Annotated in this window: 19 protein-coding genes; 14 read left to right on the forward strand and 5 right to left on the reverse strand. The window is 66.1% G+C overall.

Going from position 1 to position 24,358, the window contains the following annotated elements; translation table 11 throughout:
• The first annotated feature begins 5 nt into the window (after nt 1-5).
• The 3 genes from glpK (at nt 6) to WD006_RS07725 (ending at nt 3,624) form a co-directional block, all read left to right on the forward strand.
• A complete protein-coding gene (gene glpK / locus WD006_RS07715; protein WP_029307444.1) occupies nt 6-1,538 on the forward strand; it encodes a glycerol kinase GlpK in 1,533 nt (510 codons plus the stop codon).
• Between the two features lie 19 nt (nt 1,539-1,557).
• Nucleotides 1,558-3,162: a glycerol-3-phosphate dehydrogenase/oxidase gene (locus tag WD006_RS07720; protein WP_029307443.1), complete on the forward strand. Its 1,605-nt coding sequence runs from the start codon at nt 1,558-1,560 to the stop codon at nt 3,160-3,162.
• A gap of 78 nt (nt 3,163-3,240) precedes the next feature.
• Nucleotides 3,241-3,624, forward strand: a complete 384-nt coding sequence (locus WD006_RS07725) for a hypothetical protein (RefSeq protein ID WP_029307442.1) — start codon at nt 3,241-3,243, stop codon at nt 3,622-3,624.
• 109 nt (nt 3,625-3,733) lie between these two features.
• Here WD006_RS07725 and WD006_RS07730 read toward each other — a convergent pair whose 3' ends face one another.
• The 3 genes from WD006_RS07730 to WD006_RS07740 form a co-directional block, all read right to left on the reverse strand.
• The gene (locus WD006_RS07730) at nt 3,734-3,958 is read right to left on the reverse strand and encodes a hypothetical protein (RefSeq protein ID WP_008651933.1); all 225 of its coding nucleotides are present in this window, start codon (nt 3,956-3,958) and stop codon (nt 3,734-3,736) included.
• A gap of 98 nt (nt 3,959-4,056) precedes the next feature.
• Nucleotides 4,057-4,488 (reverse strand): YXWGXW repeat-containing protein, encoded by a 432-nt coding sequence (locus tag WD006_RS07735; RefSeq protein WP_011516946.1) that lies wholly within the window; start codon nt 4,486-4,488, stop codon nt 4,057-4,059.
• A 125-nt stretch (nt 4,489-4,613) separates the two neighbouring features.
• Nucleotides 4,614-4,817, reverse strand: coding sequence for a hypothetical protein (locus tag WD006_RS07740; protein ID WP_008651931.1), 204 nt, complete (start codon nt 4,815-4,817; stop codon nt 4,614-4,616).
• Nucleotides 4,818-4,991: 174 nt separating this feature from the next.
• Between WD006_RS07740 and WD006_RS07745 the strand changes: the two genes are divergently transcribed.
• The 4 genes from WD006_RS07745 (at nt 4,992) to WD006_RS07760 (ending at nt 10,270) form a co-directional block, all read left to right on the forward strand.
• Nucleotides 4,992-5,642: a YfiR family protein gene (locus tag WD006_RS07745; protein ID WP_011516947.1), complete on the forward strand. Its 651-nt coding sequence runs from the start codon at nt 4,992-4,994 to the stop codon at nt 5,640-5,642.
• Nucleotides 5,639-6,919 carry a diguanylate cyclase domain-containing protein gene (locus WD006_RS07750; RefSeq protein ID WP_029307441.1) on the forward strand — a complete coding sequence of 427 codons (1,281 nt, stop codon included), beginning with the start codon at nt 5,639-5,641 and terminating at the stop codon, nt 6,917-6,919. The genes WD006_RS07745 and WD006_RS07750 overlap by 4 nt, the downstream gene beginning before the upstream one ends.
• Nucleotides 6,920-6,928: 9 nt before the next feature.
• Nucleotides 6,929-7,432, forward strand: a complete 504-nt coding sequence (locus WD006_RS07755; RefSeq protein ID WP_008651927.1) for an OmpA family protein — start codon at nt 6,929-6,931, stop codon at nt 7,430-7,432.
• Between the two features lie 285 nt (nt 7,433-7,717).
• Nucleotides 7,718-10,270, forward strand: a complete 2,553-nt coding sequence (locus WD006_RS07760; protein WP_051723025.1) for an EAL domain-containing protein — start codon at nt 7,718-7,720, stop codon at nt 10,268-10,270.
• 15 nt (nt 10,271-10,285) lie between these two features.
• Here WD006_RS07760 and WD006_RS07765 read toward each other — a convergent pair whose 3' ends face one another.
• Together WD006_RS07765 and WD006_RS07770 are read right to left on the reverse strand one after the other, a co-directional pair.
• A complete protein-coding gene (locus WD006_RS07765) occupies nt 10,286-10,561 on the reverse strand; it encodes a hypothetical protein (RefSeq protein WP_011516950.1) in 276 nt (91 codons plus the stop codon).
• A 69-nt stretch (nt 10,562-10,630) separates the two neighbouring features.
• Nucleotides 10,631-11,479: a D-amino acid aminotransferase gene (locus WD006_RS07770; protein WP_011516951.1), complete on the reverse strand. Its 849-nt coding sequence runs from the start codon at nt 11,477-11,479 to the stop codon at nt 10,631-10,633.
• A 360-nt stretch (nt 11,480-11,839) separates the two neighbouring features.
• On the opposite strand from WD006_RS07770, the gene bcsB reads away from it, so the two are divergent.
• Genes bcsB through bcsA form a run of 7 tightly spaced genes read left to right on the forward strand, consistent with a single transcriptional unit; the run spans nt 11,840 to nt 24,345 of the window.
• Nucleotides 11,840-14,092: a cellulose biosynthesis cyclic di-GMP-binding regulatory protein BcsB gene (gene bcsB, locus WD006_RS07775; RefSeq protein WP_029310056.1), complete on the forward strand. Its 2,253-nt coding sequence runs from the start codon at nt 11,840-11,842 to the stop codon at nt 14,090-14,092.
• Nucleotide 14,093: 1 nt separating this feature from the next.
• Entirely contained in the window at nt 14,094-15,257 is a 1,164-nt protein-coding gene (bcsZ, locus tag WD006_RS07780) for a cellulose synthase complex periplasmic endoglucanase BcsZ (protein WP_029307438.1), read from the forward strand.
• The gene (locus tag WD006_RS07785) at nt 15,239-19,042 is read left to right on the forward strand and encodes a cellulose synthase subunit BcsC-related outer membrane protein (protein ID WP_029307437.1); all 3,804 of its coding nucleotides are present in this window, start codon (nt 15,239-15,241) and stop codon (nt 19,040-19,042) included. Before bcsZ ends, WD006_RS07785 begins: the two co-directional genes overlap by 19 nt.
• A gap of 28 nt (nt 19,043-19,070) precedes the next feature.
• Nucleotides 19,071-20,819, forward strand: coding sequence for a cellulose biosynthesis protein BcsE (bcsE, locus tag WD006_RS07790; protein ID WP_029307436.1), 1,749 nt, complete (start codon nt 19,071-19,073; stop codon nt 20,817-20,819).
• Between the two features lie 3 nt (nt 20,820-20,822).
• Nucleotides 20,823-21,023, forward strand: coding sequence for a hypothetical protein (locus tag WD006_RS07795; protein WP_011516956.1), 201 nt, complete (start codon nt 20,823-20,825; stop codon nt 21,021-21,023).
• Nucleotides 21,020-21,775, forward strand: a complete 756-nt coding sequence (gene bcsQ / locus WD006_RS07800; protein WP_011516957.1) for a cellulose biosynthesis protein BcsQ — start codon at nt 21,020-21,022, stop codon at nt 21,773-21,775. The genes WD006_RS07795 and bcsQ overlap by 4 nt, the downstream gene beginning before the upstream one ends.
• The gene (bcsA, locus tag WD006_RS07805; protein ID WP_029307435.1) at nt 21,772-24,345 is read left to right on the forward strand and encodes a UDP-forming cellulose synthase catalytic subunit; all 2,574 of its coding nucleotides are present in this window, start codon (nt 21,772-21,774) and stop codon (nt 24,343-24,345) included. Before bcsQ ends, bcsA begins: the two co-directional genes overlap by 4 nt.
• The last annotated feature ends 13 nt before the right edge of the window (nt 24,346-24,358 follow it).

Consider the following 24,358-nt stretch of genomic DNA (forward strand, 5'->3'; position numbering starts at 1 on the left):
AACGCATGACATCCACGACATCTCATCAGCCGCAGTACGTGCTGGCCCTGGATCAGGGCACCAGCAGTTCGCGCGCCATCCTGTTCGATCACCTGGGCAATGTCGTACGCATCGCCCAGCGTGAGTTTCGGCAATATTATCCGCATCCCGGCCACGTCGAGCACGACCCCTATGAGATCTGGCAGTCGCAACTGGCCGTGGCGCACGAGGTACTGGGCGACGCGGGCGTCAGCGGCACGCAGATTTCTGCCATCGGCATCACGAACCAGCGCGAAACCACGGTGCTGTGGGATCGCAAGACCGGTGAACCGGTGGGCCGCGCGCTGGTCTGGCAAGACCGCCGCACCGCGCCGATGTGCGAGGACCTGCAGGCAGCGGGCCACGCGGAGACATTCCAGCGCAAGACCGGACTGATCGTCGACGCCTATTTCTCCGGCACCAAACTGCGCTGGATGCTCGACAACTACGAGGGCGCCCGCGCACGCGCCGAGCGCGGCGAGTTGGCCTTTGGCACCGTCGATAGCTGGCTGATCTGGCAGTTGACCGATGGCGCGCGGCACGTCACCGACGTTTCCAATGCTTCGCGCACGATGCTGTTCAACATCCACGATTTCCGCTGGGACGATGAACTCCTGGGCCTGCTGGATATTCCGCGCAACCTGCTGCCGGAAGTGGTGCCGTCGAGCGGCGAGGTCGCGCGCGCGTCGGCACGGCTGTTCGGCGTGGAGATTCCGATTGCCGGCATCGCCGGCGACCAGCAGGCCGCCACGTTTGGCCAAGCTTGCCTGCGGCCGGGCATGGCCAAGAACACCTATGGCACCGGCTGCTTCATCCTGATGAACACCGGCGACAAACCCGTAACATCGCACAACCGGCTGATCACGACCATCGGCTGGCAGATCGGCGGCAATACCCAGTACTGTCTGGAAGGCGGCGTATTCATGGGCGGCGCGACGATCCAGTGGCTGCGCGACGGTCTCAAGCTGATCCACAGTGCCCCCGAGGTGGAGCCGCTGGCCCGCCAGTGCACCGACACCGGCGGCGTGGTGCTGGTGCCGGCATTCGCCGGCCTCGGCGCGCCGCACTGGGATCCGTTCGCACGCGGCACGTTGGTCGGCATCACGCGCGGTACCGGCGGGCCGCACATCGCCCGGGCCGCGCTCGAATCCATCGCGCTGCAGAGCGTGGATGTGCTCGACGCCATGCAGAAGGACGCCGGCATCTCGCTGGCCGAACTCCGGGTCGATGGCGGTGCCTCGCGCAGCGACCTGCTGATGCAGATGCAGGCCGACTTGCTCGGCACCGCCGTGGTCCGGCCGCGCGTGACCGAAACCACCGCGCTAGGCGCGGCATATCTCGCCGGGCTGGCAACTGGTTACTGGACCGACCCCGAAGAAATCACGCGGCAGTGGCAGGTGGAGCAGCGCTTCGAGCCGAAGCTGTCCGCCGACGAACGCGAACGCCGCATTGCGCGTTGGCACCGCGCCGTCGACCGCGCCCGCGACTGGGCGCGCGAGTCCGATGACGCCGCACGCTGAACCCAGATTCGAATTTCCCATGCAAACTTCCGTCACTCCGATCGCCCCTCCCTCCCGCGACACCCTGCTTCAGACGCTCGCGCGCGAGCCACGCTGGGATGTGATCGTCATCGGCGGCGGCGCCACCGGGCTGGGCACCGCGCTCGACGCTGCTTCGCGCGGCTACCGCACGCTGCTGCTCGAAGCCGCCGACTTCGCCAAGGGCACGTCGAGCAAGGCCACCAAGCTCGTGCACGGCGGCGTTCGCTACCTGGCGCAAGGCAACATCAGCCTGGTGCGCGAGGCCCTGCACGAACGCGGCCTGCTCGCGCGCAACGCACCGCACGTGGTGTGGCCGCTTGGCTTCGTCGTGCCGGCCTACCAGATGTTCGACCAGCCGTTCTACGGGATCGGCCTGAAGCTCTATGACATGCTGGCAGGCGGCCTGAACCTTTCCGGCAGCCGCTGGCTCAGCCATCGCGAAACGCTCGAGGCCGCGCCAACCCTGGCCGAGCACGTGGGCGGGCGTCCGCTGCGCGGCGGCAATCTGTATTTCGACGGCCAGTTCGATGACGCGCGGCTGGCGATGGCGTTGATGCGCACGCTGTTCGATGTGGGCGGCACCGCGGTCAACTACATGCGCGTGAGCGGACTCTCGCAGTCCAACGGCGTCATCACCGGCGTCACGGCACAAGATGTGATCGGTGGGGAGACGTTCCACCTGCGCGCGGATTGCGTGATCAACGCCACCGGCGTGTGGGTCGATGCCGTGCGCCAGATGGAAGACGGCCAGGCCCGGCGGATGGTGGCGCCGAGCCAGGGCGTTCACTTGACGATTCCGCGCAGCTTCCTGCCCGGCGATCGCGCAGTCCTGATTCCGAAAACCGACGATGGCCGCGTGCTGTTCCTGGTGCCCTGGAACGGACACACGATCGTCGGCACCACCGACACCCCGCGCCAGGATCTACCGCTGGAACCCCGGGCTGCGAGCGACGACGTCGACTTCATCCTGGAAACGGCCGCGCGTTACCTGGCCCGCGACCCGACCCGCGATGACGTGACCAGCGTCTGGGCGGGGCTGCGTCCGCTGGTGAAGGCCACCGGAGAAGCCTCCACCGCGTCGCTGTCGCGCGAGCATACGATCCTGGTATCCAAAGCCGGACTGATCACGGTCACGGGCGGCAAATGGACCACGTATCGCAAGATGGCCGAGGACGTGATGGAAACCGCGATCCAGCGGCAGTTGCTGCGCGCCGCGCCGTGCCGCACGGCCGACCTGCCGCTGCACGGCGCGACCAACATGCCCAATGACCTGCCGCCCTCGGGCACCGGATCGCCCGACCGCTACTACGGCGCCGACCTCCCACTGGTTCAGGCGATGCCTGGCGCAGACAACGTGCTCGTGCCCGCCTCCGGCCTGACCGAGGCCCACGTCCGCTTTGCCGCGCGCTACGAGCTGGCCCGCCGCGTTGAGGACGTGCTGGCGCGGCGCAATCGGGCGCTGTTCCTGGACGCCCGCGCTGCGCTGGACGGCGCCCCCCGGGTGGCGGCGATCCTGGCGGAGGAACTCGCGCACGACTCGGCCTGGCAGGCACGCGAACTCGAGGACTTCGGCAAGCTCGCCAGGGGCTATATGCTCGGATGATCGACGATACCTGCGTTCATGGTGCTGGACTTGGGCGATAATGCCGGTTAACGCATCAGGGAGAACACCATGGACGATATGGACGAGATTGACGATCTGTCCGATCTGCCGATGCCCCGGTTCATCTGGGGCTTCGCCGTCATCGCCAACAAGGGCGGCGACGTCATGCACGACGAATTCGAGTATCTGACCCACACCCGCAGCCCGCGCTTCACGTGCCGGGTGGTCGAACTCGAGGACATGCCCGCCGACAGTGAGGATTCGGGCATTGACGGACGCATCGTCCACCACGACGAGCCGGACCGCATGTTCTACATCACCGATATCGGCATGGCGCTGGTGAACTTTCAGCTGTTCGACAAGCTGCCAGACAAGGGCAAGCTCAAGAAGGTCTGCGACGAAGCGATCGCCAACTGGATGCTGCGTCGCGAATTCCTTGACGACGAGGAAGACGAGGCGTAAGCAGGCCACGCCACAAAGCAAAACAGGCACCCCGAGGGGTGCCTGTTTTGCTTTTGTCCTATCGCTATGGTCGCCACACCAGCCGTCACACCGGCCACTACGCTCGCCACTACGCCGGCTCGACCTCGATCAGCCCCGACGCCACGCGCTCGATCTCGCAGTAGATCGGCATCGCTTCCATCGGGCCGGTGCAGCCCACGCCCGAAGCCTGGCTGGCGCTGGCGCCCGGCGGCAGGAAAACGAACGCCATGCCGGGCTGGAAACCTGGATGGCGGCGCAGACTGTCATTGAGAATATCGAGATACTGCGCGCGCGTGAAAACCTGCTTGGACATGTCGGCATCTCCGGGTAATTTTCTGGCCCGGGCATCCTAGCATGGCATCACGCGCCGCTGTCACCGCATCGCGAGGCGCGACGAATCGAGATCAATCCTCAGCACTCGCCCTTCTTGGCGTGTCCGGGCGGGCAGTGATAGCCGCCACGGCCGCGGTCATGGTCGTGACCGTGGCCCTGATCATCGTCATCGCCTCGGCCCGGCCCGCGGTTCCAGCGCTCGGGCTGTAGCACCCAGCCGTTGCTGGCGCGAACCCAGCGCGGCTGCTCATAAACATAGCCGGGACGTTCGCCGACCCAGTGCCCCTTCTTCCAAGCATGCTTGTGACCGTGGTCGTCCCAGTCCCAGTAGCCGGGCGCCCAGACGTAGCCAGCACGCGGAGGCGGCACGACTTCATAGACCGGGGCCGGTGGCGGAACGCCAATGCCGATATTGATGCTGACCTGCGCCATGGCGGCCGGCGCCAGCGCCGCTGCCGAACCAAGCAGAACCGCGCCAGCAAAGGCGCGCACGATAAGCTGTCGTTTCATAGGGACCCTCTCTTTGTAATTGGCACCGATAGAAAGAAGTCTATCGGTGCCATCTGGAATGTGATGTAAGAAAGGGTATCTGAAAATTACCACGCGACCTAGGCTGCACTAGCCGGCTGAAACGCTTAGTGGTCCGCCGCCATCGCCTTGAGTTCGGCATCACCGGCTACGCGGGCGGCGTCGGATGTCGTGAAGGTGTCATCGGACACGATGGTGCGCCGGATCTGTTGCCCGCCGAAATCCACCAGCGAGATTACCCACACATAGCGCCCGGCCTGTGGCGCGGTCTGCACGAAAGCCTTGAGTTGCGGTCTGGATTCGGTCGTCATGAGACTCCTCCGGTCGAAACAAGCGAGACAAACGCGTCCGGGAACTCTAGCACACGGGATGGGTGGCTGCCGCCTCCGTCACCCCTCATCCTCTTATATCTAAGACATCTGGCCCGGTGCGGACATAAGCCAGAGTGGCTACAGTTTTCTGTAACGGTGCCGACACTTGACCAGATGTCCACCGGACCCCTCTGCCAGCCGCCCCAATTGCCGTACTTGACGCCCAATTTCGCTCACCGACCGCGCTCCGCGCTGACGCTGCCACTGGTTCTGCTGCTGGCCACGCCCGGCACGTGGCCGGCAGCCATGGCCGCTTCCACGGTTACCGCAGCAGCGCCTGCATCAGCCCCGGTATCGGCCCCCGTCGCACCGGCTTCACGCCCCGAAGCCGTGGCCCGCATGGTGATGAGCCTGCTGAGCTATGCGCGCTGGCCCGCCGAGCGCGAAACGCTGAGGCTGTGCGTGGATACGGACGCGCGTTACGGCGGCAAGCTGATGGAAGGCGGCTCGCTATCCACGGGCCGGCTGGTCCAGGCACGCTCCGTCGATCCGCTTGCCGACACTCTCGCGCCCGAGTGCGACGCACTCTATATGGGGGCCATGACCGATGCTCGCCGCAAGAAGCTGACGGCGGATCTGGTGGGAAAGCCCGTGCTGGTGATCGTCGAGGAAGATTTCGAATGTGAAGTTGGCAGCATGTTTTGCCTGACATTCCGCGAGAATCAAGTTTCGTTCCGGATCAATCTCGATGCCATCGCGCGCAGCGGGATTCATATCCACCCCGGTGTGCTCCAGCTCGGCCGCCGCAGGACGCCCGCATCATGAACTGGCCCGGCCGCCCCCCCGCCCGCGACGACGCCGTGCCACAGCGCCCGACGCTGTACCGCGCGCTGCGGCGCATCCACCTTGGCGTGGCGCTGATCGCCGTGTTCACGGTCGGCATCTCGCTGACCGCGCTCGGGCTGACCGCGCTGCGCGTCTATGCGGATCACAACCTCCGGCTGGTCGCGCGCTCGATCGCCTATACGGTGGAAGCGCCGGTCGTGTTCGGCGACGCCGCCGCCGCGGCCGATGCGCTTTCCGTGATCGCCGCATCCGAGGACGTGACGCGGGTCATCGTGTACGACCGCGACCACCAGCCGATGACCGTGTGGCAGCGCCCCGGTCACGAGCAATTCCCCGCGCTGCGCCGGGTGGCCGGCGACCTGCTGATATCGGGCGCCGTCGAGCAGCCAATCCTTCACGAAGCCCAGCAGGTAGGCAGCGTGCGTGTGGCAGGCGATCCGGTGGCGCTCCTGCACTTCCTGCTGCAAGGCACGCTGGGCCTGGGAGCCTGTCTGCTGTTGACGGCGCTGGTGGCGCACTACATGTCCCGCCGAATGCTCAGGGATGTCGTCGATCCCCTGCGCAACCTGATGCGCGTGGCCCACGCGGTGCGTTCCGAACGCGCGTTTGGACAGCGAATGCCACCGGCGCGGATCGAGGAACTGAATGCGCTGTCCGAAGACTTCAACGTCCTGCTGGACGAACTCGAGGCCTGGCAAAACCAGCTTCAGCACGAGAACCGTTCGCTGGCGCACCGCGCCAGCCATGACAGCCTGACAGGCTTGCTCAACCGCGCCGCCTTCACTGAAGCGCTCGATCTCGCCGTGCGTACTGCGGCGGCGCGCAATCAATATGCCGCCGTGCTCTATCTCGACAGCGACGACTTCAAGGGTATCAACGACCGCTATGGCCACGCGGCGGGCGACGCCGTGCTCGTCGCCGTCGGTCAACGCCTGCGCGGCTGCCTGCGCGAAGGCGACAGCGTGGCGCGACTGGGCGGCGACGAGTTCGCCGTGCTGGTCAACGCCCTCCGCGCGCCCGAGGACGCGGTTCGCATCGCCGAGCACATCCTCAACGCCATGGCCACCCCTGTGTGTCTGGCCGATGGCACCACCATCTTCGCGCCGCTCAGCATCGGCCTGGCGGTCTACCCGCTGCATGCCCGCAACGGCACGGCGCTGCTCCATTCCGCTGATGCCGCGATGTACGGGGCCAAGCGCCAGTCCGGCGCCACCTGGCACAGCGCGGAGTCCGCGCCACCGGAGCCACATCTCTAGAGGCCGACCATGAGAGCGCCCAGCAGACCCCGCCGCGCTTTCCTGCTGACCACACTGGCCGGTCTGGGCGCGCTGGCGCTGTCCGGTTGCGCCAGCCCCGCCCACAAGCTGACACCCGCGCAAATTGCCGTGCTCAAGAACCAGGGGTTCATGCTGACTGGCAACGGCTGGGAACTTGTCATGCCGGACAAGGTGCTGTTCGGCTTCGACGACGACACGGTCTCGGCCGAGCAACAGAACGCCCTCGCCCGGGTCGCGCGCACGCTGCGGGATGCCGGCATCGACGCCTTGCGCGTGGACGGCCACACCGACAACGTCGGCACGATCGAGTACAACCAGCAACTCTCCATGCGCCGTGCCGAGGCTGTGGCGCGCGTGCTGCTCACCTGCGGTTTCGCACGCGATCATCTCGATGTGCGCGGATTCGGCAAGACCCGCCCCATCGCCGACAACGGCACGGCGCTGGGGCGCGCGGAGAACCGCCGCGTGGCGATCATTGTCACGGTCGAATAGACCCTGTTCCGAAGAAACACTCTAATTCTGGCGTGCCGAGACAATCAGGCCGTAGCGAAAGCGCCTTTCTCGCCCTTTGCCCATGTCCCCAGGCCCGCCCAGCCTTGGTTTGCGGTGGATCGGCCAACGACAGAAGGCCGGACAAACCCTGCCCACGGGCGCAGTGGAACGGTCGTACACTCGCGTGGTGTGCACGTCGATCAGTCGATCAGGTCGATGGGGAGAGACCAGGCAACACCTGGTCGCGCACGTAACACCCGACAAGAACGAGATAGTCAAAAAATAATGCGTACCCAGGCGCTGGAACAGGCGATCGATGCCGTGGTCGCGGTCGACGCACGCAACCAGATCACCCTCTTCAATGCCGCAGCGGAGGCATTGTGGGGTCTGGAACGAACCACCGTGCTAGGCCAGTGCGCGTCCGTCCTGGCGCTTGGCGATCTGCGCGTGGCCAATGGCCAGAGCGGTCAGAACCTCGCCATCGCACGCGCCGATGGCACCCTGCGTCATGTGCGGCTGCACATCGCCATCTTCGGCACGGACGGCGACTCCAACCCAGGAGCGCCTGCGAAGCAGTTCGCCGCTTTCCTGCATGACGACGCCAGCACCGGCAACGAGCCCGGCGCCACGTTGAGCCCGCCGGGGCTGCGTATGCTCTCGCTGTGCCTCGACCACGCCGAAAACCCGGTCATGATCACCGACGCCCACGGCACGATCTGCCACCTGAACGGTGGCTTCACGCGTCTGCTCGGCTACGCGCGGCATCAGGCGGTAGGCCGCCGCTGGCAGGATCTGCTAATGCCGATCAACGCGCGGCCGGAGCAGATCCCTTCGTTGCTGGCGCCGCTAGCGGCCGGCCTGCCGCTGCGCAATGAAGCACTGGTGCCCGACAAGAGCGGGCAGCCGCGCTGGCTATCGGTCGCGGTCAGTCCGATCATGGCGTCGACGCAAAGTGGCGGACTGGTCAACACGGTCTGGGTCCTGACCGACATCACGGCAACCAAGGTACGCGAATCGATCCAGCACCGCACGCTGGACGCCCTGGCGCGCGACCTGCCGACCGCGCAGATCATGAATGATCTGTGCCGTCGCGTGGAAAGAATGGCACCGGGCACGAAGGCCGCTGTCATGCGCGCCTCCAACGGCCATTTGCGGCTGGTGGCGATGCCATCGGCCACCCCCGATCTGCTTGCCGCATTCGACAGCCTGCAGATCGGCCTGCAGTCGGGCTCCTGCGGCGCGGCGGCTTTTCTCGGCCACGCCGTGGCCGTAGAAGACATCGCTCAGGATCCGCGCTGCGAAACGCTACGCGAAACGGCGCTTGCCGCCGGCATGGCCGCCACCTGGTCCACCCCCGTGCGTGCCGCCGACGGGCGTGTGCTGGGCACCTTCGCGCTGTGCTTCAACGAGCCACGCCTGCCGGACGGGTTCCACGAAAACCTTGTGGGTGTTGCCGCCGACCTCTGCGCGCTGGCGCTGGTGCGCGACCAGACGCAGGAGCGCATCCACCGCCTGGCGTACTACGACGCGCTGACCGGCCTGCCGAATCGCCAGTTGCTGCTGTCCCGCGCCGACGATGCCGTGGCGCGCGCCAACGCCCATGGCACCCCGCTCGCCCTGCTGTTCATCAATCTGAACAACTTCAAGCGCGTCAACGACGTGCAGGGTCACGGCGCCGGCGACCGCTTTCTGATCGAAGTGGCATCACGGCTGCAATTCGCCACTGCCGAACACGCGCGGGATGCCACCGTCGGCCGGTTGTCAGGAGATGAGTTCGCCGTACTGCTACCGGGCCACGGACATGACGAGGCCCTGGCCATCGCCGATGAGCTGCTGCGCGCGCTCGATCCGCCGATTACCGTCGCACACGACCTGAGCCTTTCGCCTTCAGCCAGCATCGGCATCAGCATGCTGACCGAGCAGACGCGCGACCGAGAAACGCTGCTGCATCATGCCGACCTTGCGGTCTGCCAGGCCAGGAAGCGCAGTGGCCCGGACCTCGGCAACCAGATCTGTGTGTATGACACCGTGCTGGCGCGACGCCTTGGCGATCGGCGCATGCTCGAATGCGAGCTGCGCGAAGCCATCGGCAGTGGCCAGTTGCAGATGCGCTACCAGCCTCAGATCCATCTGGCTTCGGGCAACCTTTGGGCGGTGGAAGCGCTGGCGCGCTGGCCGCATCCGCACCGCGGCGACATCGCGCCCACGGTGTTCGTGCCGCTGGCCGAAGAATCCGGATTGATCGTGGCGCTCGGATACTGGGCCGTGCGCGAAGCATGTGCACAGCAGGCACGCTGGCGGCGGCGCGGCGCCGCGGTGCCGGCCATCTCCGTCAACCTCTCGCCGCTTTCGATCCGTGACCCAGCGCTGCCGGACGTGGTGGCGCAGGCCCTGCGAACGCACGCGCTGCCCGCCGGCGAACTGACCATCGAGATCACGGAAAGCGTGTTCCTCGATCACACCTCCGAAGCGGAAGCCACGATCGCAGCCCTGCGCAAGCTTGGCGTGCGCCTGTCGATCGACGATTTTGGAACGGGATTTTCGAGCCTGAGCCGGCTCATGCAATTGCCAGTCGACGAGATCAAACTCGACCGGAGTTTCCTGGTGGATCTGGAGACCAGCGAGGCCACGCGCACCCTGGTGGAGGCTGTGATCCGGATTGGCCGCGCGCGGGATCTGACCGTGGTGGCCGAGGGGGTCACCAGCGCACTCCAGCGCCAGTTCCTGCTCGACCAAGGCTGTCACGTAGGCCAGGGATTCCTGTTCGCCCAGCCACTGCCGGCCGCGTCCATCGAGAGATGGCAACCCCAACCGTCCTGGCCAGGGTTGATGCACTAGGGATTCCGCCCCCGCTCAGTCGCCGAACGGGTTCGGCACCCTTGTTGCGGGATCGTCGACGAGATCAAACTCGTCGCGTACTTCATCGACCACGATGCGGATCGATGCCTCGTATCCGCGCGCATTGCCGAAATAGTCCATGTCCCAGTTGCGACCCCGCGCGTCGCGCTCGTGCGGCTCGGGGTCGGGCACCCGGATATGCGCGCCATCGTCGGCAACCTCATCGATCTGATGAATGCGCCGGCTCACCTCTTCCTTGATGGCATGCCGGCTGCGCTCGCGCTTGGCCATGAGCAGCCTCCTTTCGGTGGTTCGTGCGCGCCATCCTAGCACGCGACCACCGCAGGGACATGACGCTTGTCATAGCGCCGACTTGGCTGCCTGATACGCCGCAAACAGGCGCTGGAACACCGGGCCGGGCTTGCCCGCGCCGATGGTCTTGCCGTCGATTGTCACCACCGGCAACAGCTCCTTGCTGGCCGACGACAGCAGGACTTCGTCGGCGGAGAACACCTCGTCGCGCGTGATGCGGCGGGCCTCGAACGGGATGTCCATCGCCGCGCAGAGCTCTTCCATCAGGCCATAGCGGATACCTTCCAGGATCAGGTTGTCCTTGGGCGGCGCATAGACGCGGCCATTTTTGACCAGCCAGACGTTCGATGACGATGCTTCGGTCAGATTGCCATCGCGAAACTGGATCGCCTCGGTGACGCCTGCCTCGGCGGCCACCTGAGCGGCCAGCACGTTGCCGAGCAACGAGGTCGACTTGATCTGGCAGTTGAGCCAGCGGCGGTCCTCCATCGTCACGCAGGCCACACCCTGCTCCACCGATGCCGCCGGCGGCAGTGCCATCGGGTTGGTCATGATCAGCACGGTCGGCGTGACTTCCGTCGGGAATGCGTGGGTCCGTTTGGCCACACCGCGCGTCACCTGCATGTAGACCATCTGGTCGCCCAGGCCGTTGGCCTTGACCACGCGGTCGATCAGCGCCAGCCATTCGGTCTCCGAATAGGGGTTGGGGATGCCGATCGAGGCAAGGCTGCGCTGCAGGCGCGCCAGATGCTGAGCGCCACGGAACGGCTTGCCGTTGTAGAGCGGAATCACCTCGTAGATGCCATCACCGAAGATGAACCCGCGATCGAGCACGGGCACGCGAGCTTCGGACAGGGGAAGCAATTCCCCATTCAGGAAAACGACTGTTTCAGACATGGTCAATATTTGGGCAAGGAAGATTGTGAAGTGAATTCTTTCACATGGCGCGGGCTGCCTTTATGCAATTTCGGCATGTCGTCGCGGCATCGCCCCTCCGTCGATGTGACTTCGGCAAGACGCGCGCCTAAAACTATTTCAACGACAAAGTCGGCCTGTATTGAATATTTTTTAATTCATTGATCTAGCGTGCATTGCCATGCAGCAGACAAAAAACAGCGTGATATATTCGTCACGCGAAACTTCAGTGCGCGACATCGGCATTGCGTTCACGTGCCTTCGCCGTGCCACTCCTACAGGGCGCCCTATATGACGAATTTGGTGTCAGGCCTGCGATGTGGCTGCACGCGGATTGCCGCCATGGCGACGGCCTTCCTGATCTCGACGATTCCTGGCCAGTCGGCCGCCCAGGTCGCGGCGTCTTCACCCGCCGCAGCACCCCCGCCCTCGCCGGGCGCGACAGCGGCTTCTCCGCTGGTCACCCGCACCCAAGTTTTGACACTCGCCCAGATGGGGGCCAACTATCCGATTCCGCTGCGCGGCGTGGACCCGGACCACACACTGAACGTGGGCGTCCGGCTCGACGAAGTGGTCACCGCAGCCCGGCTCAAGCTGGTATTCACCTATTCGCCAGCGCTCGTCTTCCCGCTCTCGCACCTGAAGATTCGCCTCAACGATGAGGTAGTGGCGACGATCCCGCTGGATCAGGAGCACGCCGGGCAACAGGTCACCCGCGAAGTGGATCTGGACCCGCGCTACTTCACGGACTTCAACCGCATCAACGTGCAGATGATCGCGCATTACACGCTCGATCATTGCGAAGACCCGTTCCATTCAAGCCTGTGGGCCGATATCAGTCCGAGCACCACGCTGACGCTGAGCAAGGCCAACGTGACGCTGCCGGACAACCTGGCGTTGCTGCCCGCGCCGTTCTTCGACCGCCGCGACAACAACCGCGTCACCGTGCCGTTTGTGCTGCCTGCGAATACTGATCCCGCCGTGCTGCGCGCCGCTGGCGTCGTGGCTTCCTGGCTCGGCGCGCTGGCAAGCTATCGCGAGCTTCGCTTCCCGGTGTCGCGCACCGCGCCCGGCGATGCGCACGCGATCGCACTGGTCATGCCCAACGCCATTCCGGACGGTCTTCGTATCGACAAGATCGAAGGCGCCTCGGTACGCGTCATGCCGAACCCCGCAAACCCCGCGCGCAAGCTGCTGGTACTGGCCGGGCGTAATCCGGAAGAACTGCAGTTGGCCGCCAATGCGCTGGTTCTGGGCAAGGCCGCCATGGCCGGCGCCAGCACCGGCGTGCAGGCCGTGGACCTGGGCAAGCCGCGCCAGCCCTATGACGCGCCAGCGTGGGCCCCGGTGGATCGCCCAGTCCTGTTCAAGGAACTCGTCACCGATCCGCAGCAACTCCAGGTGGCCGGCGCCAGCCCGGATGCCATCCGCGTTAATTTGCGCGTGCCGGCTGACCTGTTCGGCTGGAACGACCGATCGGTGCCGCTCAGCATCAAGTACCGCTACACCGCGCCCTCGACGTACAACGATTCAGTGCTCAGCGTCGATATCAACGACCAGCTCGTGCGCTCGTATCGCCTTAAGCCGCTGACCACGCAGGGCGACGAGAACCTCGTCAGCGTGCCGCTGCTGTCCGGCGGCAGTGTCTCGGCCAGCAGCGACATCCTGATCCCCGCGTTCCGCGTCGGCAGCAACAACCAGATGCAGTTCCGCTTCAGTATGGACTCGCAGAAGACCGGTCTGTGCGCGTCGACGGCGACCAACGTGGCGCGCGCGGCGGTGGACCCGGATTCGTCGATCGACTTCAGCGGCTTCTCGCACTACGCCGCCTTGCCCAACCTGGCGTTCTTCGCCAATAGTGGCTATCCGTTCACGCGCCTGGCCGATCTGGCCGATACCGCCGTGGTGGTGCCCGACGCCCCCACCACCATCGACCAGGAAGCCGCACTGACCATGCTCGGCCACATGGGCAAATGGACCGGCCTGCCATCTCTGCGCGTGGCCGTGGCACCTGCCAAGGCCATTGACACCGTCAAGGACCGGAATCTCGTCATCATTGGCACCGGCAGCGCGGCGCAGATCCTGACCGGCTGGGGCAAGTCGCTGCCCTTGATGATCGAGCGCGGCAAGACCGAGATCACGCTGCGCGACCAGCGCTCGCACGCGTGGTCGAACTGGCTCAGCGGCACCGACGACTTCGACGTTTCGCCTGCCGGGCGCGCGATCCTCACCGCCGATGGCCCGTTGGCCGCGCTGATCGGCTTCGAATCGCCATTCAAGGCGCAGCACAGCATCGTCGCGCTGACGGCCACGGCCGACGAGCGTCTGCGCGATGTACTCGATGTGCTCGAGGACCCCGGCAGAGTGGCGCAGATCCGCGGCGACCTGACCGTGATCCACCACCGGGACCTGGAAGGCCTGCGCCTGGGCGAACGGTATTACGTCGGCAGCCTGCCCTGGTATGGCCGCTTGTGGATGCGCCTGTCCGGGCATCCGGCGCTCCTGGCGATCGCGGGCATCATTGCCGGCCTGATCGTGGCGCTGACGCTGTTCTGGGCGCTGAGCCGACTGGCGGCACGCCGCAACGGAGGCTGACATGCGTCGGGCAAGGGCCTGGCTGTTGCGGGCTACCGTCGTATGCACGCTGGCCGGCACGGTGTTGACCAGTGCCGCGGCCACCTGCGCGTGGCCCGACTGGGATGCCTTCCGGCGCAGCACAATCAGCCAGGACGGCCGCGTGATCGACGACAGCACCGACCAGCAGGTGACGGTCTCCGAAGGCCAGTCGTATGCGCTTTTCTTCGCGCTCGTGGCCAACGACCGCGCCACCTTCGACAAGCTGCTGACCTGGACCGAGAACAACCTCGCGCAAGGCGACCTGACGGCCCATCTGCCCGCGTGGATCTGGGGCAAGCGCACCGAAGGCGAGCACGCAGGCACCTGGGGTGTCATCGACGCCAATCCGGCATCGGACGCGGACCTGTGGATCGCCTACTCCCTGCTCGAAGCCGGCCGCCTCTGGAACGAGCGCCGCTTCACGGCGCTTGGAACGCTGTTGGCGCGTCGCGCCCTGCGCGAGGAAACGGCGGTGCTGCCCGGACTCGGCCGCACGTTGCTGCCCGGGCCCACTGGATTCCACACGTCGCCCGATGTCTGGCGCCTGAATCCGAGTTATGTGCCATTGCAGGTCATGCGGCGGCTGGCAGCCATGCCGGGCGAGGACAGCAGCTGGAAAACGCTGGTCGACACCTCGGCCCGGCTGATCCTGAACACGGCGCCGCACGGCTTTTCGCCTGACTGGGTGGAGTATCACAAGGGTCGAGGCTTCCGGCCTGATACGCAGACACAGGCCGGCGGCTCATATAACGCGATCCGGGTATATCTCTGGGCCGGCATGATGGCGCCACGCGATCCGCTGCGCACTTCGGTGCTCCAGGCGTTCCGCCCGATGGCCGATTACGTCCGCAAGCAAGGGGATCCGCCCGAGCGGGTCGATACCCAGTCGGGCACGTTCGGACCGAACAGCGGCAACGGTGGCTTCTCGGCAGCCGTCGCGCCCTACCTTGCCGCCCTGGGACAGACCGATGATGCGCGCGCGCAGGCGCAGCGCGCCCGCGACCTGGCCGCGCAGAAGCCCGCCGGCTACTACAGCCAGGTGCTGGCGCTGTTCGGCCTGGGCCATCTTGACGGACATTTCCGCTTCGAAGCGGACGGCACTCTGGTGCCGGCCTGGAAATCCACATGCCCCGCCACGCGCTAGCTCCCACGCTGGCGCTGTTGCTGGCCAGTTCCGCCTTGCCGGCTTTCGCGGCCGATCCTGCCCCAGCGGCAGGTGTGTCGCCGCCAGCCACATCCGCGCAGATGGCGCAGCTGCTGGCCGCCGCCAAAATGTGGGAGGCAAAGAACCGCGCCGATATGGCGCGCGGCATCCTGGAAAAGGCACTGCTGATCGACCCGAACCAGCCCGAGGCGCTGAAGCTGATGGGCCTGATCGAGATCCGTTCGAACCGCCCCGCCGAAGCCGGCAAGCTGCTGGCCAAGCTGCGGCAGTCCGCGCCGGGCAGCGCCGCGACGCTCGAACTCGAGGACGCCTATCGGATCGCCACGCGCGACAAGCGCGAGATGGCCACCATCCGGTTGCTATCGCGATCCGGCAAGGACGAGGAAGCCGTGAAGCGGCTGCTGTTGCTGTTCCCGCGCGGCGCGCCTAGCGGCGATCTGGCACGTGACTACTACCGCATCCTCTCCGGCACGCCGGATGGCCGCACGCGGGCCATCAGCGAACTCCGCAGCCGCACGCGCCAGAACCCCAACGACATGGCACTGCAGCTCGCACTGGGCGATCTGCTGACCGACCGCGCCGGCACCCGCCAGGAAGGTATCGGAATCCTCTACCGCATCACGCAGCGCCCCGATGGCGACCGCAAGACCGCGCTCGACATCTGGCGGCGCACGCTTTACCGCGTGAATGATGACCCGGCCTACTACGTCTGGTTCGAGCGCTACCTCAAGGAAGTGCCCGACGACGACGCCGCGCGGCAAACCCTCGCCGATCTCGGCAAGAAGGTAGAGGAGCAGAAGCGGCTGCAGGCCGACCCCGCCTATCAGGCCCGGCAACGCGGGCTGGCACAGCTCGAGCGTGGCCAGCTCAGTGAGGCCGACATCGCCCTGCAAAAGGCGTATCAAAAGCGGCGGAACGATGCCGAAGTGGTGGGCGGGCTCGGACTCGTGCGCCTGCGCGAAGGCCGGCACGACGAGGCACGCGAACTGTTCGCACGTGCGCAGCAGCTCGACCCGAGCAACAAATGGCGCAGCCTGATGGCCACGGCGACGTTCTGGGGCATGATCTCCAAGGCACGCGACGCGAACAAGCAAGGCAAGCCGGCCGAAGCGGAAGCGCTGGCCCGCAAGGCACTGGCGCAGCAGCCTGGCAACGACAGCGCGGAAGGCATCCTGGCCGACGCGCTGATCGCGCAGAACAAGGATGCCGAAGCCGAGGCGCTGCTGCGCAAGATGCTGGCCCGCCCCAAACCCGACATGGGCGCGCTGCGCTCGCTGGTCGAACTCCTGCAGAAGGAACATCGCGATGCCGAAATCGACCCGCTGATCGCCAGCGTCGAGCCGCGCATGAAAGGCTCGGAGAGCGAAATGCGCGCGATGCGTGCCGACCTGCTATCCGTGCAGGCGGAACGGCTGCTGGCGCAGCAGAAGCGCAGCCCCGCCATCGCCAACCTCGAGGCATCGGTTCGGCTGCAGCCCGACGACGCCTGGACACGCTTCACGCTAGCCCGCCTCTATCGCGACCTGGGACTGCCCGCGCTGGGCCGCACCGTCATGGACGACGGTCTCAAGGCTGCGCCGACGAGTGAAATGCGCTATGCGACGGCGCTCTACCTGAACAGCGTGGACGACATCGACGCGGCCACTACGGTGCTGGCCGCCGTGCCGGATGCCGAACGCTCGGAAGGGATGAGAAACCTGGGACATAACCTGGCCGCCCAGCGCTTGCTGCGCGAAGCCCGGCTGCGCGTTGCCGAGGGACACGACGACGAGGCACGCGCCCTGCTACATCAGGCCGAGCAGGAGGCCCAGAACGATCCGCACATGCTGGCGTCGATCGGACGCGAATGGATCGCGCTCGGCGAGCCGGAAACCGGTTTGCATCTGGTCAGCGACTGGCTGGCCGCGCACCCGGAGGACCCGCATCTCGACATCCGCCTGCGCTATGGCGAATTGCTGGCAGCGGCCGATCGCGACGAGGCATTGCGCCAGTGGATCGCCGATTCGACCGCCCTGCCCGGGATCACCGACGAACAACGCGCCAGCTTCGCCGACCAGTCACTGCGACTGGCCATCCGCGAGACCGATCGGCGGATCGCCGAAGGCGACTTCAACGGCGCGCGCGACACCCTGTATGCAGTGCCCGAAGCACAGCAACGCGACCGTCGCTGGCTGCTGGAGCTCGCGGACCTGCGCGAGGCCCACGGCGACTTCAAGGGCGCGGCCGATGCGGCGCGTCAGGTGCTGGCCACCGATCCGCACGACGCCAGCGCGCAACTGACGCTGGCGCGTCAGTACGAACGCATGGGCCGCACCGACGAGGCGCTCGACATCGTGCGCACGGTGCTGGCCGAAGCGCCCGAGGACGATATCGACACACGCCTCTCGGTAGCGCGGCGCTTCACCGCGCTGCGGCGCGAGGACGAAGCGGATGCTGTCGTCGATGCACTCGACGCCCGCTTCCCGAATCGCGCCGATATCACCGTGCAGCGCGGCCGCATCGCCCAGTCGCGCGGTGATTACAACGATGCGGCGGAGATCTATCGCACCGCACTTGGGCTGGAGCAGCGCGAGAGCGTGCTCCCGGGCCCCGAAGGCACGCCCGCGCAGCGCGCGCTGGCGGGCCTGGAGGCACGTCGCCAGGGCGAAGTGGCGACGGCCGTGTTGCAGTCGAACAAGTCCGGCGACGACGGCATCTCCAAGCTGAACGCCACCGAGATTCCGCTCTATGTGCGGATTCCGAATGGCTATACGGGCCACTATTTTTTCCATGCGGATACCGTGCTGCTCAATGCCGGTACGCTGCAGGCCAACCGATCGGTCAGTGACCTGCCCTTCGGCAAGATTCCGGCGCTCGGCAACGCCGGGCTCGGGGCGATCGGCCAGACCGACAAGGGTGTGGCCCTGGCCGCCGGCTACGAATACGATGGCGCGTACAACAGCTGGCGCGCCGATATCGGCACCACGCCGCTTGGCTTCACCGAGCAGAACGTGGTTGGCGGCTTCCGCTATCGCGCCGACCTCGGCGTATCGTCGTTCAGCGCGGACATCTCGCGGCGTGCCGTGACGAGTTCGCTGATCTCGTACGCGGGGGCCGTTGATCCCGTCACCGGGGAGCACTGGGGCGGCATCGTGCGCAACGGCGTCCACTTGCGCTATGCGCGCGACGTGGGACGCGTTGGCCTGTTTGCCGACGTCGGCGCCGGCCTCTACACTGGTGACAACGTGAAGACCAATCGCGAAATCACCGTGCGCACCGGCTTCGACGTGCCGGTCTACATGGCTCGAGACCAGAGGGTCTCCAGCGGCCTGGTGCTCAACTACTGGCATTACTCCGACAACCAGCGGTTCTATACGTTTGGACATGGCGGCTACTACAGCCCCCAACGCTATGTGTCGTTCGGCATCCCGCTGGACTGGACCGGGCGGTATCACAAGTGGTCATGGCGCTTCCTTGGCTCGGCAGGGTGGTCATTCACCTACGAGAACGACGCGCCGTACTTCCCGACCCGCCCCGACCTGCAAGCGATGAGCGGCAACGCGATCTACAAGGGCGGTTCGGGCGGTGGCTTCAGCTACACGTTGGGCGCGACGATCGAATACACGCTCGCGCCGCACTGGGTGGTTGGCGCGGCATTCTCGATCGACCGGTCACGCGACTACGCGCCGAACCGTGCCATGGCCTGGCTCCGGTATCTGTTCGACAAGCGGAAAGACCCGGTGCCGTACCCGCCCGCGCCAGTGCGGCCCTACTCGACTTACTGAGCGACATACTGAGCTATCGGGTTCTGTCATGAACGACGTCGAACACTCTGCCCCCCGCCCCTCCCGCAAACCGCTGCTGGCACGGCTGCAGGCGCGCACCCTGCTCGCGATCGAAGGGCTGGCGCCAGCGCTCGGCACGCTGGCCAGCGGCCGCGCGCACGTGGTGTACGCGCAGCCCTCGCCCGCACGCGATGCGTTCTTCTGGCAAACCGCCGCCGTCGCGCTACGCGGACCCGCCAGTGTGCTCTCGACGCGTGATGCCGATGGCATCGCCAAGGTGCTCCGCGAGCATGGGCTCGATATCGACGTCAATCGCGCGCTGCATTCGCGCGCCAATCTCTGTGCCTTGCGCGCCCAACCCGGCCGCGACGGCATCGATGCCCTGATCGACGCGCTTCAGGCACTCACCGATCAATGCGGCGCGCGGGGCACGATGTTCCTGATCGAAGGCGCCGAAGCATTTTTCAGCTGGCAGGATGCGGTCTCCCTGGCGAGCCAAGGCGTTCGCCTGAACGACTGGTGCGCGAAAGAACGCTGTGGCGTGCTGCTCGTGGTCGCGCCGCCACCACTGGCGCCGGGACAATCGCCGCCCGACTTGCAGGCCTTCCACGGCCGTTTTGCCGGTGCGGCGCAACTTTCCCAGCAGCAGGGGCAGTACACCTGGGAAGTCGCGTTCTGGCGCGACAAGCAGTCGGTGGTGGCCGGCGAGGTCTTGCGGCTTCGCTTCGCGCCGCACGAGCAGCGGCTGATGGTGGCGTCCGACACCTACAGCGACCAGATCGAGGAAGCGGGAATGCTGGCGCCCGACGAAGACCGCGTGATCGTCAGCCGCGACGCGGTGCTGCGCGAGCGCTTCGTTCCCGAGAACTGGCGCATCGTTGACAGCAACGAAGCCGCCGTCGCCACAGCCAGCCAGTCCGTGGCCGCGACCGTGATCCTGCATTATTCGGGCAGCCGTGACCTGGAACTGCTGGCCAGCCAGGTGCACCGCCTGCGGCGTAGCGCGGGCCGCGCACTCAAGATCGTGATCCGCGAGGACCGCGAGGCCATGCGCCAGCACTATGAGCTGCTGATGCTCAACCTCGGCGCCAATGCCGTGGTAGCGCAACGCACGCCGTTCGCGCGAATGCAGGCGATGATCGACGCGTTGCAGGGCCAGGTCTTCTCGCGGCCAATCCTCGCCGACTATCACAGCGCCCTGTCGGCCGTGCTGACAACGTCGGCCACCGGCTACGTGACGCCCGACACATTCCTTTCTCTGGTGCGCGATGCGGTGGACCGCAGCCGCCTGATCCGGCTGCCACACGTACTGCTGCAACTGCCGCTGCTGCCCGAAGTGGCGCATATCGACGCGCTGCGCGCCTGCCATATGAATCGCGCCGGCGATCTCTGCACCGCGGGCAGTGATAGCGTGTACGCGTTCTTTTTCGCCTGCCGGCTGGACGATGTTGACGCCGTATGCGCGCGCGTGTTCCAGCGTCCGATGGCCGATATGTTCCAGGGTGATCTGCGCAGCGGCGACAACGAATCGATCGCCGCGACGCTGAGCGAACTGGAGGCCGACATTCAGGCCTATCCGCCTCCCGACTACACACGCTGGCTGGCCCAGGAACCATCGAGCCACACGGAACCGTCGGATGCACCAACGGAGGCATCCCCAACGACACCGGCCCCGGTGCAGACCTTGCCGTTGATCGCGCCTCGCCGGGCACAAGGCGGCGGTGGCCCACGCGCCCTGCCGCGACACCATCCCGTGCCGCTCAAACCACTACGCTGACCCATGCCCATCTTTCTCGGCTACTTCGTCTGGGGACTGATTCTGGCGGCACCGCTTGCGTGGCTGACGTGGCGCTTTGACCTGCTGCGCTGGCTGCCACGCTGGACCGCGCCACGGCCCCGTCGCAGCGTGCGACTACCACCGCAACTCGACGCCCTGGTGATACGTGGCAAGCGCCGTATCGGCGGTGGAGACCAGTCATGAATACCGTGGCCATCGTCTCCACCACGGGCGGCGCTGGCCGCAGCACGCTGACGGCGGAACTGGCCTCGCTGCTGGCCCAGCGCAAGCACCCGGCGCTGGCGCTGGAATGCGATCCCGCCAACGTGCTCGGCTTTCACTTCGGGATGAGAGAAATTCCCGAGGATGGCCTCGGTGCCTATCTCGACGCACCGACCCCTGGCGCGTGGGCACGCGCCGGACAACGCAGCGATGATGACGTGCTGTTCGTGCCCTGGGGCAGCGGCGGCGCCCCCGCCGCGCTGGCAAACGCCGCGCCCGACTGGCTCGGCCGCCTGCTGGCGCAGGTGGATCTGCCACCGCGCGGGGTAACGTTGATCGACTGCGCGCGTTGGCCATCGCCACTTGCGGATCAGGCCATCGCGGCCGCCGATCTGGTGCTTGTCCTGGCCCCGGCGCAACCGGAGACCTGCCTGACGCTGCGCCGACTGGCCGACGCGCTGACCGCGCAAGGCAAGACCGCCCGTTATGTGGCTACGCGGCTGCAGCCTGCGCGGCAACTTCATGTCGATATCGTCGCGCTGTTGCAGGCCATGCTCGGGCAAGACATGCTGCCCTATCACGTGCATGACGACAGCAGCGTGGCCGAGGCGCTGGCCCGCAGCGAGAGTTTCTGCCGCAGCACGCCGCACTCGCAGGCCGCGCATGACATGAATGGCCTGGCGTCATGGTTGTCGGCATGGCTCGAAGCCGCCACACAGGAGTCCCGTCCATGAGCGCGCGCCGCTTCTCGCTAAGCGAACTGTTCTCCGGTGCCCGCGACCGCGTGGCGCGGGCGCTCGGCGTGACGCGCACCGCGAATGCCGGCAACTGGCTGCTCCGCCTGTTCTTTCGTCCGCCGCGACCGGGCAAGCGCGACATCCCGGCGGAATGGGCCGCGCAGGTTCACAGACGCGCCATGACCCGGCTCGGCATTGGCAAGCGCCAGGGCACAGGCACGTGGATGTGGCGCCTGTTCATCCGCCCCCCAAGACCTCGATTTCGACTGGCGGCCGATCCACGCAAACAACGTTCGATGGCCGAGCCGGAGCGCGACAACTGGCTGCGCCGCTGGCTCGATCGGGTACTCGAGCCCGTCTGGAATACGACATCGCGACTGCACCACCAGTTCTTGTCGATCCTGCCTCGACCGGATTGGAATCGAGTGGCCTATTCGCTCGAGTCGCTTGCCGCGCAGGTCGGGCGTATTCCATATGTCCTGCCGATCTCCATGGTCATCGCAGCCATCGCCACCGTCGTCATCGGCACCACGCCGCTGACGCTCGCGAGCCAGATGCTGATGTTCGCCGTGGTCTGGGCCATACTGATCGTCGTGCGGCGCATTCCTGGGCGGCTGGCCACGATCACGATGATCGCCGTCTCCATGCTGATGGCCGTGCGTTATATCTGGTGGCGCTCCACACAGACGCTGCAGTTCGCCACCACGACCGAGGCCGTGATCGGTTACCTGCTCTACGCAGCCGAGTGCTACACGTGGCTGGTGCTCGCGCTGAGCTACCTGCAGACCGCCTGGCCGCTGCATCGCAAGCCAAAGCCGCTGCCGGCTGACTCGTCCCTATGGCCTACCGTCGATGTCTTCATCCCGACGTACAACGAATCACTCGCCGTGGTCCAGCCGACGGTGTACGCGGCACGCAGCATGGACTGGCCCCCCGACAAGCTGCGCGTCTACATCCTCGACGATGGCCACCGGCCGGCGATGCGCGAGTTCGCCGAAGCGGCGGGCGTGGGCTACATCACGCGCGATAACAATCGCCACGCCAAGGCCGGCAATATCAATCAGGCGCTACCCCGCACCAGCGGGGACTACATCGCGATTTTCGACTGCGACCACATCCCCACGCGCTCGTTCCTGCAGATGACCATGGGCGAGTTCCTGGACGATCCGAAGTGCGCGTTGGTCCAGACACCCCACCACTTCTTCTCGCCCGATCCGTTCGAACGCAATTTCGACACCTTCCGGCGCGTGCCGAATGAAGGCAGCCTTTTCTACGGCCTGATCCAGGACGGCAATGACCTCTGGAACGCCACCTTCTTCTGCGGCTCCTGCGCGGTAATCAAGCGCGCGCCGCTGCTCGAGATCGGTGGCATCGCGGTAGAGACCGTCACCGAAGACTCGCACACCGCACTGAAACTACACCGCCGTGGCTACAACAGCGCATACCTGCGTACCGTGCAGGCCGCCGGGCTGGCCACCGAAAGCCTGTCCAGCCACATCGGCCAGCGCATCCGGTGGGCACGCGGCATGGCGCAGATCTTCCGTCTGGACAATCCGCTGCTTGGCAAGGGCCTGACGTTGTTCCAGCGCCTGTGCTACAGCAATGCGATGCTGCACTTCTTCTACGGCATTCCACGGCTGATCTTCCTGACCATGCCGATCGCGTATCTGTATTTCGGGCTGCACGTGATCAATACGTCGGCGCTGATGATCATGGCCTACGTGTTGCCATACCTGCTGATCGCCAACGTAACCAACTCGCGGCTTCAGGGTCGCTACCGACATTCGTTCTGGGCGGAGGTCTACGAGTCCGTGCTGGCGTGGTACATCGTGCTGCCCACCACAGTGGCCTTCATCAATCCGCGCGCCGGCAAGTTCAACGTAACGGCCAAGGGCGGGCAGATCGCCGACGACTATCTGGACTGGACCATCTCCAAGCCCTATCTGGTACTGCTGGCGCTGAACGTGGCCGGCCTTGTCTTCGGCGTGCTCCGCCTGCTGTTCTGGGGCACCGACGAGCCCGCCACCGTGCTGATGAACATGGGATGGGCAACGTTCAACCTCATCATGCTCGGCGCTGCCGTTGGCGTGGCCCGCGAGGCACGGCAGGTGCGCGTATCGCACCGTATCCCGATGCGCGTGCCGGCGACTCTGCTGCTGCCCGATGGCCGCACGATCGCGTGCAAGACCGAGAACTATTCGATGGGCGGCCTGGGCATGGTGCTGCCGATCGACGTGCCACTGGTCGAAGGCGCGCCGGTGGGCGTATGTCTGTCGCGCGGCTCACGAACCTATCACTTCCCCGCCATGGTCACGCGCAATATCAATCGCCACCTTGGGGTGCGCATGGATGATTTGAGCGTCGAGCGCGAAGCACAGCTGATCCAGTGCACGTTCGGCCGTGCCGACGCGTGGATCGACTGGCTCGACGACGAGCGCGTCGATGCTCCGCTGCGCAGCTTCAAGGAAGTCGTTGAAATGGGCTACCAGGGCCTGCTACGGCTCTACGATGCCTTCGTCGATGCCGTCGAGCTGGTGACCGCGCGACGCCGCTCACGTCTGCCCTGACCGGCCCGAACCC

Source organism: Cupriavidus sp. Met-2 (genome assembly GCF_049843575.1).
In the GTDB taxonomy this organism is placed as follows: domain Bacteria; phylum Pseudomonadota; class Gammaproteobacteria; order Burkholderiales; family Burkholderiaceae; genus Cupriavidus; species Cupriavidus metallidurans.